Source organism: Sphaerisporangium aureirubrum (genome assembly GCF_042658925.1).
Taxonomy (GTDB): Bacteria; Actinomycetota; Actinomycetes; order Streptosporangiales; family Streptosporangiaceae; genus Sphaerisporangium; species Sphaerisporangium aureirubrum.
This window is the reverse complement of record NZ_JBHSRF010000074.1, coordinates 1-15,652: the sequence shown is the minus strand read 5'-3', so window position 1 is coordinate 15,652 and position 15,652 is coordinate 1. Positions and strand designations below refer to the sequence as shown.

At 71.2% G+C, this 15,652-nt stretch carries 16 protein-coding genes; 9 read left to right on the top strand and 7 right to left on the bottom strand.

Annotated elements, in window-relative coordinates; translation table 11 throughout:
• Nucleotide 1: 1 nt before the first annotated feature.
• Entirely contained in the window at nucleotides 2-460 is a 459-nt protein-coding gene (locus ACFP1K_RS32800) for a hypothetical protein (protein WP_380760711.1), read from the top strand.
• 37 nt (nucleotides 461-497) lie between these two features.
• Here the strand turns inward: ACFP1K_RS32800 and ACFP1K_RS32795 are convergent, their stop codons facing one another.
• The 4 genes from ACFP1K_RS32795 to ACFP1K_RS32780 form a co-directional block, all read right to left on the bottom strand.
• On the bottom strand, nucleotides 498-1,262 hold the full coding sequence (locus ACFP1K_RS32795; RefSeq protein ID WP_380760709.1) for an SDR family NAD(P)-dependent oxidoreductase: 765 nt from the start codon (nucleotides 1,260-1,262) through the stop codon (nucleotides 498-500).
• Between the two features lie 17 nt (nucleotides 1,263-1,279).
• The gene (locus ACFP1K_RS32790; protein ID WP_380760707.1) at nucleotides 1,280-1,717 is read right to left on the bottom strand and encodes a MarR family winged helix-turn-helix transcriptional regulator; all 438 of its coding nucleotides are present in this window, start codon (nucleotides 1,715-1,717) and stop codon (nucleotides 1,280-1,282) included.
• Nucleotides 1,718-1,817: 100 nt separating this feature from the next.
• Nucleotides 1,818-2,723: a helix-turn-helix domain-containing protein gene (locus ACFP1K_RS32785; RefSeq protein ID WP_380760705.1), complete on the bottom strand. Its 906-nt coding sequence runs from the start codon at nucleotides 2,721-2,723 to the stop codon at nucleotides 1,818-1,820.
• Nucleotides 2,724-2,872: 149 nt separating this feature from the next.
• Nucleotides 2,873-3,109 (bottom strand): DUF397 domain-containing protein, encoded by a 237-nt coding sequence (locus tag ACFP1K_RS32780; RefSeq protein WP_380760703.1) that lies wholly within the window; start codon nucleotides 3,107-3,109, stop codon nucleotides 2,873-2,875.
• 236 nt (nucleotides 3,110-3,345) lie between these two features.
• On the opposite strand from ACFP1K_RS32780, the gene ACFP1K_RS32775 reads away from it, so the two are divergent.
• The 3 genes from ACFP1K_RS32775 to ACFP1K_RS32765 all read left to right on the top strand — a co-directional run bounded on the left by ACFP1K_RS32775 (nucleotide 3,346) and on the right by ACFP1K_RS32765 (nucleotide 6,021).
• Entirely contained in the window at nucleotides 3,346-3,984 is a 639-nt protein-coding gene (locus ACFP1K_RS32775; protein WP_380760701.1) for an ATP-binding protein, read from the top strand.
• A gap of 107 nt (nucleotides 3,985-4,091) precedes the next feature.
• Nucleotides 4,092-4,916, top strand: a complete 825-nt coding sequence (locus ACFP1K_RS32770) for an SAM-dependent methyltransferase (protein ID WP_380760699.1) — start codon at nucleotides 4,092-4,094, stop codon at nucleotides 4,914-4,916.
• 343 nt (nucleotides 4,917-5,259) lie between these two features.
• Nucleotides 5,260-6,021, top strand: coding sequence for a sirohydrochlorin chelatase (locus ACFP1K_RS32765; protein WP_380760697.1), 762 nt, complete (start codon nucleotides 5,260-5,262; stop codon nucleotides 6,019-6,021).
• Between the two features lie 6 nt (nucleotides 6,022-6,027).
• On the opposite strand, the gene ACFP1K_RS32760 is transcribed toward ACFP1K_RS32765, so the two are convergent.
• Nucleotides 6,028-7,518 (bottom strand): glutamate--cysteine ligase, encoded by a 1,491-nt coding sequence (locus tag ACFP1K_RS32760; RefSeq protein ID WP_380760694.1) that lies wholly within the window; start codon nucleotides 7,516-7,518, stop codon nucleotides 6,028-6,030.
• 228 nt (nucleotides 7,519-7,746) lie between these two features.
• Here ACFP1K_RS32760 and ACFP1K_RS32755 point away from each other — a divergent pair, with 228 nt between their 5' ends.
• From ACFP1K_RS32755 to ACFP1K_RS32745, 3 genes are all read left to right on the top strand, one after another.
• A complete protein-coding gene (locus tag ACFP1K_RS32755) occupies nucleotides 7,747-8,868 on the top strand; it encodes a hypothetical protein (protein ID WP_380760692.1) in 1,122 nt (373 codons plus the stop codon).
• Nucleotides 8,869-8,941: 73 nt separating this feature from the next.
• Nucleotides 8,942-10,669 carry an L-arabinonate dehydratase gene (araD, locus tag ACFP1K_RS32750; RefSeq protein WP_380760690.1) on the top strand — a complete coding sequence of 576 codons (1,728 nt, stop codon included), beginning with the start codon at nucleotides 8,942-8,944 and terminating at the stop codon, nucleotides 10,667-10,669.
• A 44-nt stretch (nucleotides 10,670-10,713) separates the two neighbouring features.
• On the top strand, nucleotides 10,714-11,391 hold the full coding sequence (locus tag ACFP1K_RS32745) for a GntR family transcriptional regulator (protein ID WP_380760760.1): 678 nt from the start codon (nucleotides 10,714-10,716) through the stop codon (nucleotides 11,389-11,391).
• Between the two features lie 49 nt (nucleotides 11,392-11,440).
• Here ACFP1K_RS32745 and ACFP1K_RS32740 read toward each other — a convergent pair whose 3' ends face one another.
• Together ACFP1K_RS32740 and ACFP1K_RS32735 are read right to left on the bottom strand one after the other, a co-directional pair.
• Nucleotides 11,441-12,184 (bottom strand): ribonuclease activity regulator RraA, encoded by a 744-nt coding sequence (locus ACFP1K_RS32740; RefSeq protein WP_380760688.1) that lies wholly within the window; start codon nucleotides 12,182-12,184, stop codon nucleotides 11,441-11,443.
• Nucleotides 12,181-13,086, bottom strand: a complete 906-nt coding sequence (locus ACFP1K_RS32735) for a dihydrodipicolinate synthase family protein (protein ID WP_380760686.1) — start codon at nucleotides 13,084-13,086, stop codon at nucleotides 12,181-12,183. The genes ACFP1K_RS32740 and ACFP1K_RS32735 overlap by 4 nt, the downstream gene beginning before the upstream one ends.
• A gap of 193 nt (nucleotides 13,087-13,279) precedes the next feature.
• On the opposite strand from ACFP1K_RS32735, the gene ACFP1K_RS32730 reads away from it, so the two are divergent.
• Entirely contained in the window at nucleotides 13,280-14,503 is a 1,224-nt protein-coding gene (locus tag ACFP1K_RS32730) for an extracellular solute-binding protein (protein ID WP_380760684.1), read from the top strand.
• Between the two features lie 28 nt (nucleotides 14,504-14,531).
• Nucleotides 14,532-15,623, top strand: a complete 1,092-nt coding sequence (locus ACFP1K_RS32725) for an ABC transporter ATP-binding protein (protein ID WP_380760682.1) — start codon at nucleotides 14,532-14,534, stop codon at nucleotides 15,621-15,623.
• Nucleotides 15,624-15,652 lie beyond the last annotated feature (29 nt).

Below are 15,652 nucleotides of genomic sequence, written 5' to 3'. Positions count from 1 at the left end.
CATGACGACGCCGCATGCAGGGGTGTTCACCGAGAGAGGGCGACCGATGAAAGAGGACTGGAAGCAGAGCGAGGGCTGGCTGCAACAGGACAACCTCATCTATCTCGGCCTCATCGGTCTCGGCATCGTCCTCGTGCAACCGTTCCTCACCGTGGAGTCGCTGGACACGTCCGCCATGGTCTGCGTGCTGGCCTTCTCGATCTCCATACCCCTGATGGCGTTCCTCATCATGATCAACCAACTGCAGACCCAGCACCGGCACACCACCTACTCGAACTACCTGGCCCTTACCAAGACCGTCGCCGTCCTGAGCGCCTGCGCCGGCGTCGTGGCCGCGTTCTGGCACATCACGTGGCTCGCCGGCGTGGTCGTCTCCGTGGCCGCGACCCTGGGCCTGGGGATCTACAGCGCGCACTACATACGCATCGAGCGCGACGTACAAGCCAGGTCCGCCGAGTAGCCGTCGGTTCGGAATCGCCCGGCACGAGCGAGATTCCTCAAGCGGGGGTGAGGAAGTGGCCGTCGGTGCGGATGGATTCGCCGGTGGTGTTGGTGTTGGCGGTGGAGCAGAGGAAGACGATCATGCGGGCCACGTCTTCGGGGTGGGTGACGTCGCCGGTGGCGGCGGCGGCGCGGGCCGTTTCGACTACTTCCGGGGGCATGGGCTTGTCGGCGGGGGTGAAGCCCGGCATCACGACGTTGGTGAGGATGCCGGTGGAGGCCAGTTGGCGGGACATGACGCGGGTCAGGCCGTGGAGGCCTGACTTGGCGGCGATGTAGGAGACGTTTCCCGGGAAGCCGTCTTCGACGAGGCCGGTGGAGACGTGGACTACGCGGCCCCAGCCTTTCGCGCGCATGTCGCCTACCACCGCGCGGGCCAGCAGGTAGGGGCCGACCAGGTTGGCGTTCACCGAGGTGGTGAAACGTTCGACGGGGGCCGTTTCGAACGTCTCCCCCGGTTCGGGCCAGTCGGGCCACTGGACGGCGTTGTTCACCAGGACGTCCACCGGGCCGAGCTCTCGCCGTGCGTGCCGTACCGCGTCCTCCAGGGACTTGGCGTCCCCGAGGTCGAGGCGCCAGGGGATCGCGCGGGCGCCCCGTTGCTCGGCCAGGGCGACCGTGGCCGCGGCCGCGCGTGCGTTGCTGTGGTAGCCCACGGCCACGTGGGCCTTCTCCTCGGCGAAGGCCAGTGCGGTGGCCCTGCCGATCGCCGTGCTGGCGCCGGTGACCAGCACGACCTTTCCCGCCAGTCCGAGTTCCATGGTCGATCTCCTCGCGTTCAGTGACTGTCACGAATGATGTTCAGCATGCGGATGAGCTCGCGTGACTCGGCCTCGCTGAGCCCTCCGGTGGTCCGCCTCTCCACCTCGGCCCACGCCTCCTCCACCCCGGCCACGGCCTCCTCGCCGCGGTCCGTCAGCCGCACCCGGATCACCCGCCGGTCCTGCGGGTCGGAGTCCCGGCGCACGAAGCCGGCCCGCTCCATCCGGCCGAGGGCCTTGGCGATCGTGGGCTGCTCCAGGCCGATCCGCTGCACCATCTCCGCCTGCGTCGTGCCGGGGTTGTAGTGGATGTCCACGATCAGCAGTTCCTGCCCGAGGTGCAGCCCGAGCGCGGCCACCCGCCACTGCAACTCCACCCGGTGCGCCTTCGTGGCCTCAGCGAGCGCGTACCCGACCGGTCCCCGGCCGGCCGCCACCTGCCGTCCTGTGGTCACGTCATCACCGCCTCCCTTCCATAGCCGGACATCATATAGCCGGGAATGTATTGGGGCAAACAAAACGGCATCCGGCGAGGTCGCCGGATGCCGCGGAGGGTCAGAGCTGGTCGAGCAGGGTGGTGAGGGTCTGGCGGGTCTCCGAGACGGGGATGGCGTCCAGGCAGAGGCGTTCCATCACGGCCTGGTAGCGGTCCAGGTCGTCTCGTTTGTCCAGGTAGATGGCGCTGGTCAGCTGCTCCAGGTAGACGATGTCGGGGAGATCGCGTTCGCTGAAGCGGAGGATGCTGAACGGGCCGCCCGCGGCGGCGTGGCCGCCGGCGCTGAAAGGCATGATCTGGAGGGTCACGTTGGGCATGGCGATCAGTTTGATCAGGTGCTGGAGCTGGCCTCGCATCACGTCGCGGCCGCCCAAGGGGCGGCGTAACGCGGCTTCGTCCACCACGGCCCACAGGTGGGGGGCGCCGGCGCGGTAGAGGAGCTTCTGGCGGGCCATGCGGAGGTCCACACGGCGCTGGATCTCGTCTTCGATGCCCTCGGGGTGGCCCAGCCTCACCACGGCGCGGGTGTAGTCGGCGGTCTGGAGGAGGCCGGGGACGAACTGGACCTCGTAGCAGCGGATCCGGGTGGCGGCCTCTTCGAGGCCGATGTACGCCTCGAACCAGTTGGGGAGGATGTCGTCGTAGTTGTGCCACCAGCCGGGGCGGTTGGCCTGGTCGACGAGGGAGAGCAACGACTGGCGCTCGGTGTCGTCGATGACGCCGTAGAGAGTGAGCAGGTCGCGGACGTCGCGTGCCCGGAAGCCGACCCTGCCCAGTTCCATGCGGCTGATCTTGGAATGTGAGGCTCTGATGGAGTGGCCCGCGGCCTCCAGGGTGATTCCGTGCTTCTCCCGCAGGCGGCGCAACTGGGAGCCGAGCAGGATGCGTAGGACCGTGGAGCTGCCGCGTTCCCGAGCCATCATGTTGAGCGGGGTCTCGTCCCCTTCGGCTCGGGCAGTGATCATCGCTAACGTCCTTCAGGCGGTCGAACTGATCGTGGTCTCACTTCTCGCGGTCACAGAGAAGTTCACGATACCCCCGACTCCCCAATTGAGATATACCCCAACATCACCCTTAGGCTACGATTTTAAACCCTCCGTAACCCCCGTACCGGTCAAAACGCCAGGTCATCGAAGTCGCCGTTCTTCGCACCAAGGATGAAAGCGGCCATTTCGCCACGACTGTAAATCAGTACCGGGCCGCCCGGATGGCGAGAGTTGCGCACCGCCACCCCGCCGTCCGGCAGGGCCGCCACCTCGACACAGTTGCCACTCGGGTTGCTGCGGGCACTCTTGCGCCAGCTCACCCCGTCCAGCGCGAACGCGGGCATGCCGTTGGAGATCTCGTTCATCTTGCCTCTTCGTCGCCGTCAGAATCCGACGAAACCCGACGACACAGACAAAACCTCTCGTCGGGCCCCCCACCGCCACGAGAACTCCATCTAGGCGCTCCCCGGTGCAGACCTCATCATACTGTCTGTGCGTTTGCACGTGCATCGGTACTTGCATGTGCACAGTGGGGGATAGCACTATGGATTAAGCGGTTCATCATCCCCCATAGCATCACCTAACCTCACAGGGCCTACCTATGACTGGTTACCGGACAGACCCCCCCAAACCCACTACCGTCGGCGACGACAAGTGGGAATCATGGCTGGCGGCGCTGGACCGTGTCCTGTCTCCGGCGGGCCCCTGGTCCTCCAGCGGAGACCAACCACCCGCGGAAGTACGCCTCGCGGTCTGCGACCTGCGCCACGACCCGTACGCCGCCCGCACCGCCCGCCGCTTCACCACCACCACGCTGGACGCCTGGGGCCTGACCCTGTTACTCGACGACGTCGAGCTGGTCATGGGCGAGCTGGTCATCAACGCGCTGCGCCACGGCCTCCCCGAGCAGGGCGCCACCATGCCCCCCCGCCAGCCGGTGCGCATCGTGCTGGCCCTCACCCGCGACTCCCTGCTCTGCGTGGTCACCGACCCCAGCGAGGACCGGCCCGCCCCCCGCGAGGTCGACTTCGCCGCCGAGGGAGGACGAGGGCTGCGGGTGGTGGAAGGCCTCAGCCACCGGTGGGGCTGGGCCCCGCTGCGCTCGCCGGGCAAGGCGGTCTGGGCCGGATTCCACATCCCCCAGGTGGTCGAGCAGGCCCCCCGGTACGCGGAGAGATCCGCGGTTGGCCGGACACCGGACCGATTCAGCATGCAGACTGGTGTCACGTCGTACCGCTGAGCTTGCCGGGCCGACCGCAGCGCCGCGAGAAATGAGCCGCTACCCCGGGTGGAGGGATAACGTCTTCCCCGCCGGCGCACCGTCGGTTTCGGTGGAACGGGGGGATCGTGGCGGAGACCGTCCGCGCGGAACGCCTGGGGTTCGATCCCACCGTTCCCAATGACGCCCGCATCTTCGACTACTACATGGGCGGCAAGGACAACTTCGCCGCCGACCGCAAGGCCGCCCGCCACATGCTGGACGTCGCCCCCGAGCTGCCGCTGATGTGCCGCGAGGGCCGCCGTCTCCTCAGCCGGGTGGTGCGCTACCTGATCGGCGCCGGGGTGCGCCAGTTCATCGACCTCGGCTGCGGGCTCCCCACGATGGGCAACGTCCACGAGGTCGCCCAGGCGGCGGCGCCCGGCTCGCGGGTGGTGTACGTCGACAACGACCCGGTGGTCGTGCGGCACTCCCAGGCCCTGCTGGAGCAGAACGACGACACCGTCGTCATCGAGGCCGACCTGCGCGACACCCGCGCCGTCCTCGGCCACCCCCGGGTTGAGGCGCTCATCGACCCCGACCTCCCGGTGGCGGTGCTGCTCCACTTCACCCTGATCCTGGTGCCCGACGACGACGAGGCGGCCCGCGTCGTCGCCGAGTACCGCGACGCCGTGGCCCCGGGCAGCTACGTGGCCATCGCGCACTCCGTGTGCGACCCCAAGCCCGAGGCCTCCGCCAAGCTCGCCGCCATCTACAGGGACACCGGCGTGGTGGACGGCCCGCGCCGCGGGCAGGTGCGCAGCAAGGCCGAGGTCGAGTCGTTCTTCGACGGCCTGCGAGTGGTGGACCCCGGCATCGTCTACATCCCCTGGTGGCGTCCCGACCCCGGGGAGTCGCTTCCCGGCCCTGAGACGGTGTGGTCGGTCGGCGGCGTAGGCCGCGTGGAGCGCTGAAAAGCGTTACCACAGGGCGTGACACGCCCGTGGGCGAAAAAACTTTCCGGGCCTGCCCGCGCGGGTGCCGCCTCAGGGGCGCCACCTCCCAGGACCCGTCACCCCCGTCATGATCTCGAATGATTACGGACGGTTGACAGCCACCGGCGCGCCGAGGCCCAAAATCCCGGTCCCCATCCCGGTTCCGCGGAATCCTCCGGCAATCCACCTCACTGAATCTCACTTAACTTTTGCCGCATACCCCGTAAAATCCGCCGATGTGAACGATGGTCACCACGCTCCACACGAGCTCCCGGTCCGCGGGCGCTCGTTCCGTACCACCTCCGGCCGGCACCGCCGACCGGTGCCGGCGAACCTGCCGCCCGAGGCTCCCGCCCTGGTGATGGCCGCGCCCGGCACCGACAGTGACGTGCCCGTGGCCATCAAGACCATCGTCTGCGTCGATCATCCACAACTCGACGTGAAGCTGGTCCATCTCGGCGACCCCAAGGCCAGCCTGGCCGAGACGCTGATCGACTGCGCCGCCAAACGGCCCGAGGGCGCGCCCGCCGCCATCGTGGTGCCCATGGTCACCGGCCCGCACCAGCAGGTGTACCGGGCGGTGCGCGAGGCCGTCGCCGAGAGCGGCGTGATGACCACCATCGCCGACCCGCTCGGCCCGCACCCGCTGCTCGCCGAGGCGCTGCACGTCAAGCTGGCCGACGGCGGGCTCGCCCGCGCCGACCGCATGCGCCTGTTCAACATCGCCGCGCCGGTGGACGGCATCATCATCGCCACGGTCGGCGGCCAGGAGGCGGTGCGGGCGGCGGACGCGACGGTCGTGCTGCTCGCCGCCCGGCTCACCCTGCCCGTGGTGGCCGCGTCGCTGGACGCGTCGCCCGGCGTCGCGGACGCGGCGCAGCGGCTGCGCAACATCGGCGCGTCCCGGCTGGCGCTGGCGCCGTTCCTGATCGGCCCGGAGATCGACGTCCAGCGCATCACCGCGGCCGCCGCGTCGGTCGGCGCCGGCTGCGCCGAGGCCCTCGGCGCCCACAGCGCGGTCGCCCAGCTCGTGGCCCTCAGCTACGGCAGCTCCCTGACCGGCGTCGACCCCGACACCCAGTAGCCGGGCTCACCCGGTCTGCTCGGGCACGTCCAGGACCTCCACCGGATCGGGCCAGGTGTGCACCGGCTTGTGGGTGAACGCCAGCTCGCGGTAACGCTCCAGCATGGCCGCGCGCACGCCCGGCGCGGCGCCGAGGGCCGCCAGGGCGCGCCGCTGCCACGCCGCCCCGGTCCGCCGCAGGCGCACCCGCTCGGAGATCACGTCCAGCAGGCGCGACGCCTCGCCGTCGTCCACCCCGGACGACACCAGGCCGTTCCACGCCACCGGCAGCAGCTCCAGCGCCAGCTCGTGCGCGGGGCACGAGCCGGTGCGGCCCGGCCAGGCGAGCTCGGCGTCCAGGCCGCTGCGCGCGGCGCGGTAGAAGTTGCGGTAGGCGTCGGCGAAGGGGAAGCCGGCGATCCAGCCGGGGTCGGCCGCGGTGGCCAGGACCAGCCCGAGCAGGAACGCGGCGTTGGCCACCATGTCGGTGCCGGTCGGGCCCGCGGGCAGGGCGCGCAGCTCCACGCGCAGGTGACCGCCGTCCCCCGGGTCGTACACCGGGCGGTTCCACTGCCACACCGTGCCCTGGTGCAGCCGCAGCTCGGCGAGCCGCGGCACGCCGCCGCCGCGCACCGCCGCCAGGGGGTCCTCGTCGTCCATCACCGGCATCACCGGCTCGTACTCGCGCACGCTCAGCGCGAACAGCTCGGCGGCGCCCTCGCGCACCCAGCCGGAGCCGAAGCAGACCCGGCCGTCCACCCGCCAGGGCCGTTCGGGGTCGCGGTCGTCGGCGGACGCCTCGAACAGCGCGATCCGGGTCTCCTCCCACAGCTCGCGGCCGAGGAACGCCGGGGAGTTGCCGCTCACCGCGAGCACCGGCCCGATGGCGAGCTGCGCGGCGTTGTACATGTCGGCGAAGTCGCCCGGCGGGGTGCGGAGGTGGATCTGCCAGGACGTGTTGGCACTCTCCAGGATGACGTCCTCGACCTCCAGGTCCAGCCGTTCCACCCCGGCGATCCGCACCCGGAACGGCTCCTCGCGCACCCGGCGCATGCCGCTGCTCAGCGCCTTGTAGCGCGTCTCGTCGCTCATCGCGTCCGGGGTGAAGTCGAACTCCGACAGCGTCGGCAGGATGCCGATCGGCACCACCCGGCCGCCCTGCGAGCGCGCCGCCCCGTCGACCAGGGCCATCGTCTCGCGGATCTCGGTCTCCATGGCGGTGAACGGCCGCCCGGCCAGCGGCAGCGGGGTGAGGTTGACCTCCAGGTTGAAGCTGCCGAGCTCCAGCACCACCCGCTCGTCGTCCACGGCGGTCTGGACGGCCTTGTTGCGGCGCAGCGGGCGGGCGTTGCCGTCGATGAGGAACAGCTCCAGTTCGGCGCCGACGGTCGCCGGGCCCGCGCCGAAGCCCGGCCGGGCGAGCACCTCGTCCAGCGCGGTCAGGGAGTCCTCCAGGCGGGCGCCGAAACGCGCGAACTCCGCCTCGGAGAACCGCTCCTTGGCCACGTGCTGTCCCATTCGCGTCCTCTCCTGCCGATGAGCGGTCGTCCGGTGATGCCCGAGTGACCGGTGGTGGCGTCGCCTCGTCTCTGTCCCGGGGGGCACGTTTCATGCTTCCACCTCCGGAGCAGGCGTCCCCAAGTGGCGTGCCGGGTTGTGCGCACGGCATTGACGTGGCGGTAGTGAATCGGTATGCCTGAACAACGCCATTTGTTGGTGAGGGCCCCTCAGTGGGAGGCGATGGCAATGCGCGTGCTGGTGCACGCCTACCCGTGGGACATCATCGGTGATCCACTGTTCACCGGACGGGTACAGGCGCTTGGCTGTGACGGGGTCAACCTCGCCGCGGCCTATCACACGGTCAGGGCGGCGACGCCCTGGCACCCCGAGCGGGCGTACCTCGACGCGAGGCACGCCGCGCTGTACCGGCCCGCCCGGGAGGAGGCGTGGTCAGGGCGGCGGCTGACCCCCGGCCCGGCGCCCTGGATGGACGACCCCGACTCCTTCGGCACGGCCGCGACGGCGCTGGCCGAGGCGGGGGTGCCGGTGACGGCCTGGGTGGTGCTGACCCACAGCAGCCGCCTCGGCGAGGCGGATCCCGGCGTGGCGGTGCTCAACTGCTTCGGGCAGCGGTACCCATGGGCGCTGTGCCCCTCGAACGCCGAGGTGCGCGGGTACGCCGCGACGCTGGCCTCCGAGTCGGTGCGGGGCCTGCCGCTGGACGGCGTGCTGCTGGAGGCGTGCGGGCAGCTCGGCGCCGACCACGGCGGCCACCACGACAAGACCGACGGCGCCTACGACGCCCGCGCGCGGCGCATGCTCTCGGTGTGCTGCTGCCCGGCGTGCACGGCGGGCTGGGCCGCGCGGGGGATCGACCCCGAGCGGACGGTGCGGGACCTGCGGGCCGCGGTGCGCTCCCGGGAGCACGACCTCGATCCGGCCGTGGCCGCCGCGGTGCTCGCGGTGCGCCACGAGGCGGCCGACGAGCTGCGGCACGAGGTGGTCGCGGCGCTGCCCGGCGGGCTGCGGGTGACGCTGCACGGCACCCCCGACCCGTGGGCGACCGGCGCCAATCCCGGCCTCACCCCGCAGGTGGGCAAGGAGGTGGACGCCGTCGTGGTGCCGTGCTGGCCGCCGGGCCAGGACTCGGCCGAGCGGGTGCGCCAGACGCGCGGCGCGGTCCCCGAGGGCGTCGCGGTGGGGGCGTACGTCACCGTGCTGCCGCCGCTGCGCCCCGAGGAGGCGGTGCCGCACGTGCGGCGGCTGGTGGAGGCCGGCGCCGACGAGATCCACCTCTACCACGCAGGCCTGGCCGGGCCCTCCCGCCACGGCCTGCTCGGCGACGCGGTCCGCGCCGCGGTCTCCTGACGGCGGCACCCCGGCGCTGAGAAAGCGGACGTCCGTTCGATATCGTGATATATCAGGATATCGAGGAGGGTTCGTGGAGCGTCGTCTGGCACCCGAGCAGTTGCGAAGCCACCGTTGGTACGGCACCGAGACCGTGCGGTCCTTCAACCATCGGGCCAGGACCCGCCAGCTGGGCCTGTCCGCCGAGGAGCACATGGGCAAGCCGGTCATCGGCATTCTCAACACCTGGAACGAGCTCAACCCCTGCCACATCCACTTCCGCGAGCGCGCCGAGGACGTCAAGCGCGGCGTGTGGCAAGCGGGCGGCTACCCCGTGGAGCTGCCGGTCATCTCGCTGTCTGAAAGTTTCCAGAAGCCGACGACCATGCTGTACCGCAACCTGCTGGCCATGGAGACCGAGGAGATGATCCGGTCGTACCCCGTGGACGCGGCGGTGCTCATGGGCGGCTGCGACAAGACGACGCCCGCGCTGCTGATGGGCGCCATCAGCATGGACCTGCCCGCCATATTCCTCCCCTGCGGCCCGATGCTCCCCGGCAACCTGCGCGGCGAGGTGCTCGGCAGCGGCACCGACGTGTGGCGCTACTGGGCCGACAAGCGCGCCGGGCTGGTCGGCGAGCCGGTCATGCGCGACCTGGAGGAGGGCATCGCCCGCTCCCCCGGCCACTGCATGACGATGGGCACCGCCTCCACCATGACGTCGGCCGCCGAGGTGCTCGGCATGACGCTGACCGGCGCCGCCGCCATCCCCGCCGTGTCCTCCGCGCACACCCGCATGGCCGCCGCGACCGGGCGCCGCGCCGTCGACATGGCCTGGGAGGACCTGCGCCCGTCCCACATCCTGACCGCCGAGGCGTTCGCCGACGCGGTCACCGCCGTACTGGCGCTGGGCGGCTCCACCAACGCCGTCATCCACCTGATCGCCATGGCCCGCAGGCGCGGGATCGACCTCACGCTGGACGACTTCGACGCCGCGTCCCGCAAGGTGCCCGTCCTGGCCGACCTGCGGCCGAGCGGGACCTACCTCATGGAGGACTTCTACCTGGCCGGCGGGCTGCCCGCGCTGCTGTCCCGCGTCACCGACCTGCTGCACCCCGACCGCCCCACGGTGACCGGCCGGTCGTTCGGCGAGGGCATCGCGGACGCTCAGGTGTACGACGACAAGGTGATCAGGCCGCGCGAGGACCCGCTGTCGCAGGAGGGCGGCCTCGCCGTGCTGCGCGGCAACCTGGCCCCCGACGGCGCGGTGATCAAGCACGTGGCCGCCGAGCCCTGGCTGCTGCGGCACACCGGCCCGGCCCTGGTGTTCGACGGGCACCGCGACCTGATGCGGCGCATCAACGACGAGGACCTGCCGGTCACCCCCGACTCGGTGCTGGTGCTGCGCGGCGCCGGTCCGCGCGGCGGCCCCGGGATGCCCGAGCAGGGCATGCTGCCGCTGCCCGACCGCATCTTGAAGGCGGGGGTGCGGGACATGGTGCGCATCTCGGACGCCCGGATGAGCGGCACCAGCTACGGCGCCTGCGTGCTGCACGTCGCGCCGGAGTCGCACGTCGGCGGGCCGCTGGCGCTGGTGCGGGACGGCGACCTGATCACGCTGGACGTCGAGGCCCGCCTGCTCACGCTGGACGTGCCCGAGGAGGAACTGGCCAGGCGCCGGGCCGAGTGGAAGCAGCCCGGTACGGTGTTCCGGCGCGGATACGGTTCGCTGTTCGACGCCCATATCCTGCAAGCTGATCAGGGCTGCGACTTCGACTTCCTGGCCGGGTCGGGTGGCGCCCCGGAACCCGACACCGAGTGACCACGCGGGAGCGGTGAGTGCGCGACCATATACCGGTGCAGAACATGTCAGACGAGCCGGTCCTGCGGCCGGTGGCCCGCTCCACCACGCGGACCGACCTGGTCGCAGACTCGATCCGCACGGCCATCCTGTCCGGACGTCTCAAACCCGGCGAGACGCTGGTGGAGCGGCGGCTCGCCGAGCAGCTCGGCGTGTCCAAGACCCCCGTGCGCGAGGCCCTCATCGGCCTCGCCACCACCGGGCTGGTGGTGATGAGCCCCAACCGCGGGGTGAGCGTGCGCGTGCTGGACGCCACCGACCTGCGCAAGGCCAGCGAGCTGCGGGTGCTGCTGGAGCCGTGGGCGGTGGCGGGCGCCACGCGGCTCCGCCGCCCCGAGACGGCGCGCGCCGCCCGGCAGGCGCTGACCGAGGCGGCCGACCTGCTGTCCGGCGAGGACCCCACGGCCCTCAGCCTGGCCAACCGCAGGTTCCACCGCGCGCTGTACTCCGGCTGCGAGAACGAGCTGGTGACCGCCCAGCTGGACAACCTGCAGGACCTCACCGCCCTCGGCACGGTCGCCGTGCTGTGGCCGCGCTGGCCCACCTGGCGCGAGGAGTACACCGAGCACGAGCGCATCCTCGCCGCCGCCCAGGCGGGCGACGCGGACCTGGCCGAGGACCTGACCCGGTCCCACGTCGAGCGCTCGGTCACACTGCTGGCCCGCCGCGAGGACCAGGGCTGAGCGGACGGCACGGCGCGCCCCCAAGCGCGCCGTGCCCGTCACGCGTCGTTCAGGACTCGCGGTAGCCGCGCAGGGTCTCCTCGTCCGGGGGGTAGGTGCCGCGCAGCGGGGCGCCGTCGTCCACGAGGCGCTGGATGTACTCCTCCAGCCGTTCCTGCTCCAGGGCGTCCCGCGCCACCTCGGCGGCCAGGTGGCGCGGCACGCAGACCACACCCTCGGCGTCGGCGACGATGACGTCCCCCGGGTAGACCGGCACCTCGGCGCAGCCGATGGGCACCTGGAGGTCCACCGCGTGGTGGCGGGCGAGGTTGGTGGTGGCGCACACCCCGGCGGCGAACGCCGGCAGCTCCAGGTCGGTGAAGAACGGCGAATCACGCACCGCCCCGTCGGTGACCAGACCCGCCGCGCCGCGCCGCAGCAGCCGGGTGGCGAGGATGCCGCCGATGGACGCCGCGCGGGTGTCGCCGCGGCAGTCCATCACCAGCACCTGCCCCGGGCCGACCGACTCGACGGCCCGCCGCTGCGGGTGGTCGTAGTCCCGGAACACCGACAGCACGTCCAGATCCTCACGCGCCGGGATGTTCCTCAGCGTGAAAGCTTCACCGACCATGCGGGTGCACGAGGGGTTGAGCGGGCGGAGCCCGGCGAGGTACGCGTTGCGCAGTCCCCGCGCGAACAGCTGGGTGGTCACCGTCGCGGTGGACACCCGCCGCAGCGCGGCGAACACCTCGGGCCCGATGGCGCCGTCCGTCTGCTCCACACCCCCCTTGTCCCCCTCCACCTGCGCGGTCACGCCGCCCCCTCGGCGAGCCGCAGCGCCTCGATGATCGCGGCGACCTCGGCCCGCTCGCCGTCCGGAAGGGTGGAGATCGGCGGGCGCACGTCCCGGCCGCACACGCCGAGCTGGGCCAGGGCCTCCTTGAGCACCGACACGTTGTTGCCGCCCGCGTGCCTGGCCCGCAGGTCCTCGATGGGCTTGAGCAGGCGCCACAGCTCCATCGCCTCCTTGGACTCGCCGTCGCGCAGCCGCGCGTGCAGGGCCAGCGACAGCTCGGGGGCGATGACGGCGAGCCCGGAGGTGAAGCCCCGCGCGCCGCCCGGCCAGAAGAACGGCGCCCAGCCCTCGGCCAGGCCGCACACCCAGACGAGTCCGCCCAGCTCGTCGGCCATCTCGGCCAGGCGCGGCGGATCGGGCACGGCGTACTTGATGCCTATGAGATTGGGGCTGGCCTCGGCGAGCCGCCCGATCGCACGAACGGTGATCATGGGGGACCGCACGTAGCACACGACGCCGAGGCCGGGCACGGCATCGGCGACGGCGCGGTGGTAGTCGATCCAGCCGTCCTCCGATTGGTAAGGGTGCACGGGCTGGTGCACCATCACGGCATGCGCGCCGAGCCGCGCCGCCTCGCCGGCCAGATCGACGGCCCGCGCCGTGTCGTGCCCCACCCCGGCGATGATCACCGCGTCCCCCGCCGCCCCCGCGGTGAGCTCCACCACGCGGTTCAGCTCGGCGTCGGACAGCGAATAGAACTCTCCGGTGTTCCCGTTGGGCGTGACGGCGCCGATCCCGGCCGCCACCATGCGCGACACCACGGCGGCGTAGGCCGGCTCGTCGATGTGGCCCGTCGCGTCGAACGGTGTCACCGGCACCGACACCACCGAGGCGAGCGCCTGCCTGACCTCATCCAGCATCGAGATCTTCCCTTCGTGGACCGCTGCTGATATCTGGTATATCAGCACATCGCCATGCAGACCTATTGACATATTTCACACGCGTTTCCATTCTTGTGTGCGCGATGGGTGGCGCCGCCCGAGGTACGTCCGGCGCCGCCGCCGGCGCAACCGCACGCCCGCGGCGCCCGCCGCCGGGCGTCGAAGGAGGACCATGAGATCTCCCAGACTGTCCGTGCTCGCCGGCTGCCTCCTCCTCGGGGTCGTGACCGCCTGCGGCGCCCCTGAGCCGGCCGGCGGAGGCGCCGCCTGGGCCGACGAACCCGCCGCCGCCGACGTCAAGATGCCTGCCGAGCCGGTCACCCTGAACATCGTGGACGTGGCGGGCAACCTGCAGCTCACCCAGCAGATCTTCGACAACTACAAGGCCCAGAACCCCAAGGCCGTCAAGAACATCACCTACACCAAGGTCACCTCCCCCGAGCTGGCCGGCAAGGTGAAGGCGCAGCAGGACGCCAAGCGCCTGGACATCGACCTGGTGCTCACCGGCACCGACGGCCTGGCCGCCGGGCTGGAGCAGGGCCTGTGGGTGGACCTCAAGGGTAAGTACGCCGACAAGCTGCCCGACACCAGCCAGTACCTGGAGCCGGCCGCCGCGATGCTGGACCTGGCGCAGGGCCGGGGCGTCATCGTCACGTACTACCCCTCCGGGCCGCTGATCGAGTACAACCCCGCGACGGTGACCGACCCGCCGACGACCGCCGAGGAGCTGCTCGCCTGGGCCAAGGCGCACCCGAAGAAGATCGCGTACGCCCGCCCGGCCAACTCCGGCCCCGGCCGCACCTTCCTGATGGGCCTGCCGTACATCCTGAAGGACTCCGACCCCAAGGACCCGGTGGCGGGCTGGGACAAGACCTGGAAGTACCTCAAGGACCTCGGGCAGTACGTCGAGTACTACCCGACCGGCACCACTCAGACCATGAAGGAACTCGGCGAGGGCACCCGGGACATCATCGTCACCACCACCGGGTGGGACATCAACCCGCGCGTGCTCGGCCAGGTGCCCAAGGACTTCAAGGTGGGCACGCTGGACGGCTTCACCTGGGTCACCGACGCGCACTACATGGTGGTACCCAAGGGCATCTCCGGCGCGAAGCTGGCCGTGGTGGCGGACCTGATGAAGTTCGCGCTCACCCCGCAGCAGCAGGCCATCACCTTCGACAAGGGCTACTTCTACCCCGGTCCCGCCGTGAAGGGCGTCACCGTGGACATGGCCCCGCCGGAGAGCCGCCAGGCCATCGCCGACTTCGGCCGGCCCGAGTACGACCAGCTCATCGAGTCGAACCCCAAGGCCGTGCCGCTGGACGCCAAGGCGCTGGTGGCCGCGTTCGACAAGTGGGACAAGGAGGTCGGCGGCGACAAGGTGAAGAAGTCATGACCCCTCCCGCGAGCATTGCGAGGGGCGCGTGACGGAACGCGAGGCACCGTCCGGCGGCTTCCGCGCCCTGCGGATGGACGGGGTGTCCCGGCGGTTCGGGACCACCACCGCCCTGGACCGTCTGGACCTCACGATCGAGGGGGGCGAGTTCATCGCCCTCCTCGGGCCGTCCGGCTGCGGCAAGTCGACCGCGCTGAACTGCCTGGCCGGGCTGCTGCCCCTCACCGGGGGCGGCATCTGGCTGGACGACGAGCGCATCGACGGGCTGCCGCCGGAGAAGCGCGGCTTCGGCATGGTGTTCCAGAACTACGCCCTGTTCCCGCACCTGACCGTGCGGAAGAACGTCGGGTTCGGGCTGGCGATCCGCGGGGTGTCCCGGCAGGAGACGGCGCGGCGGGTGGACGAGGCGCTGGCGCTGGTCGAGCTGACCGACCAGGCGCACAAGCTGCCTGGCAAGCTGTCCGGCGGGCAGCAGCAGCGGGTCGCCATCGCGCGGGCCATCGTGATCCGCCCCCGGCTGGTGCTGATGGACGAACCGTTGTCCAACCTGGACGCCAAGCTCCGGCTCCAGATGCGCACCGAGATCCGCAAACTGCACCAGTCCCTCGGGCTGACCACCGTGTACGTCACGCACGACCAGGAGGAGGCGCTCGCGCTCGCCGACCGCGTCGTGGTGCTGCGCGGCGGCGTCGTCGAGCAGATCGGCTCGCCGGAGGAGGTGTACACCTACCCGCGCAACACCTACGTCGCCGGTTTCATGGGTTACCGCAACCTGCTGCGCCTCCCCGTCACCGCCCGCGACGGCGACAAGGTGACCCTGGCCGACCCCGGCCTGCGCCTCACCGGCACCCCCCAGGAGGAGTTCACCGGCGACACGGCCGTGGCCGCGATCCGCCCCGAGGACTTCACCGTCGGCGCCGTCGAGTCCAACTCGATCCGCCTCTCGGTCGAGGTCGCCGAGTTCCACGGCCGCGAAATGGCCGTAGAAGGCGTCACCGAATCCGGCCGCGTCATCCACTTCCGCGTCCCCGACCGCCTCCACCCCGGCGAAAAGATAGAACTAGGCGTCCCCTCCCCCCGCGTCCTAATCTTCAGCGACAACCTCCCGGAACCGGAATGACCCCCACCCACCCCCCGTCCCGCAAACTC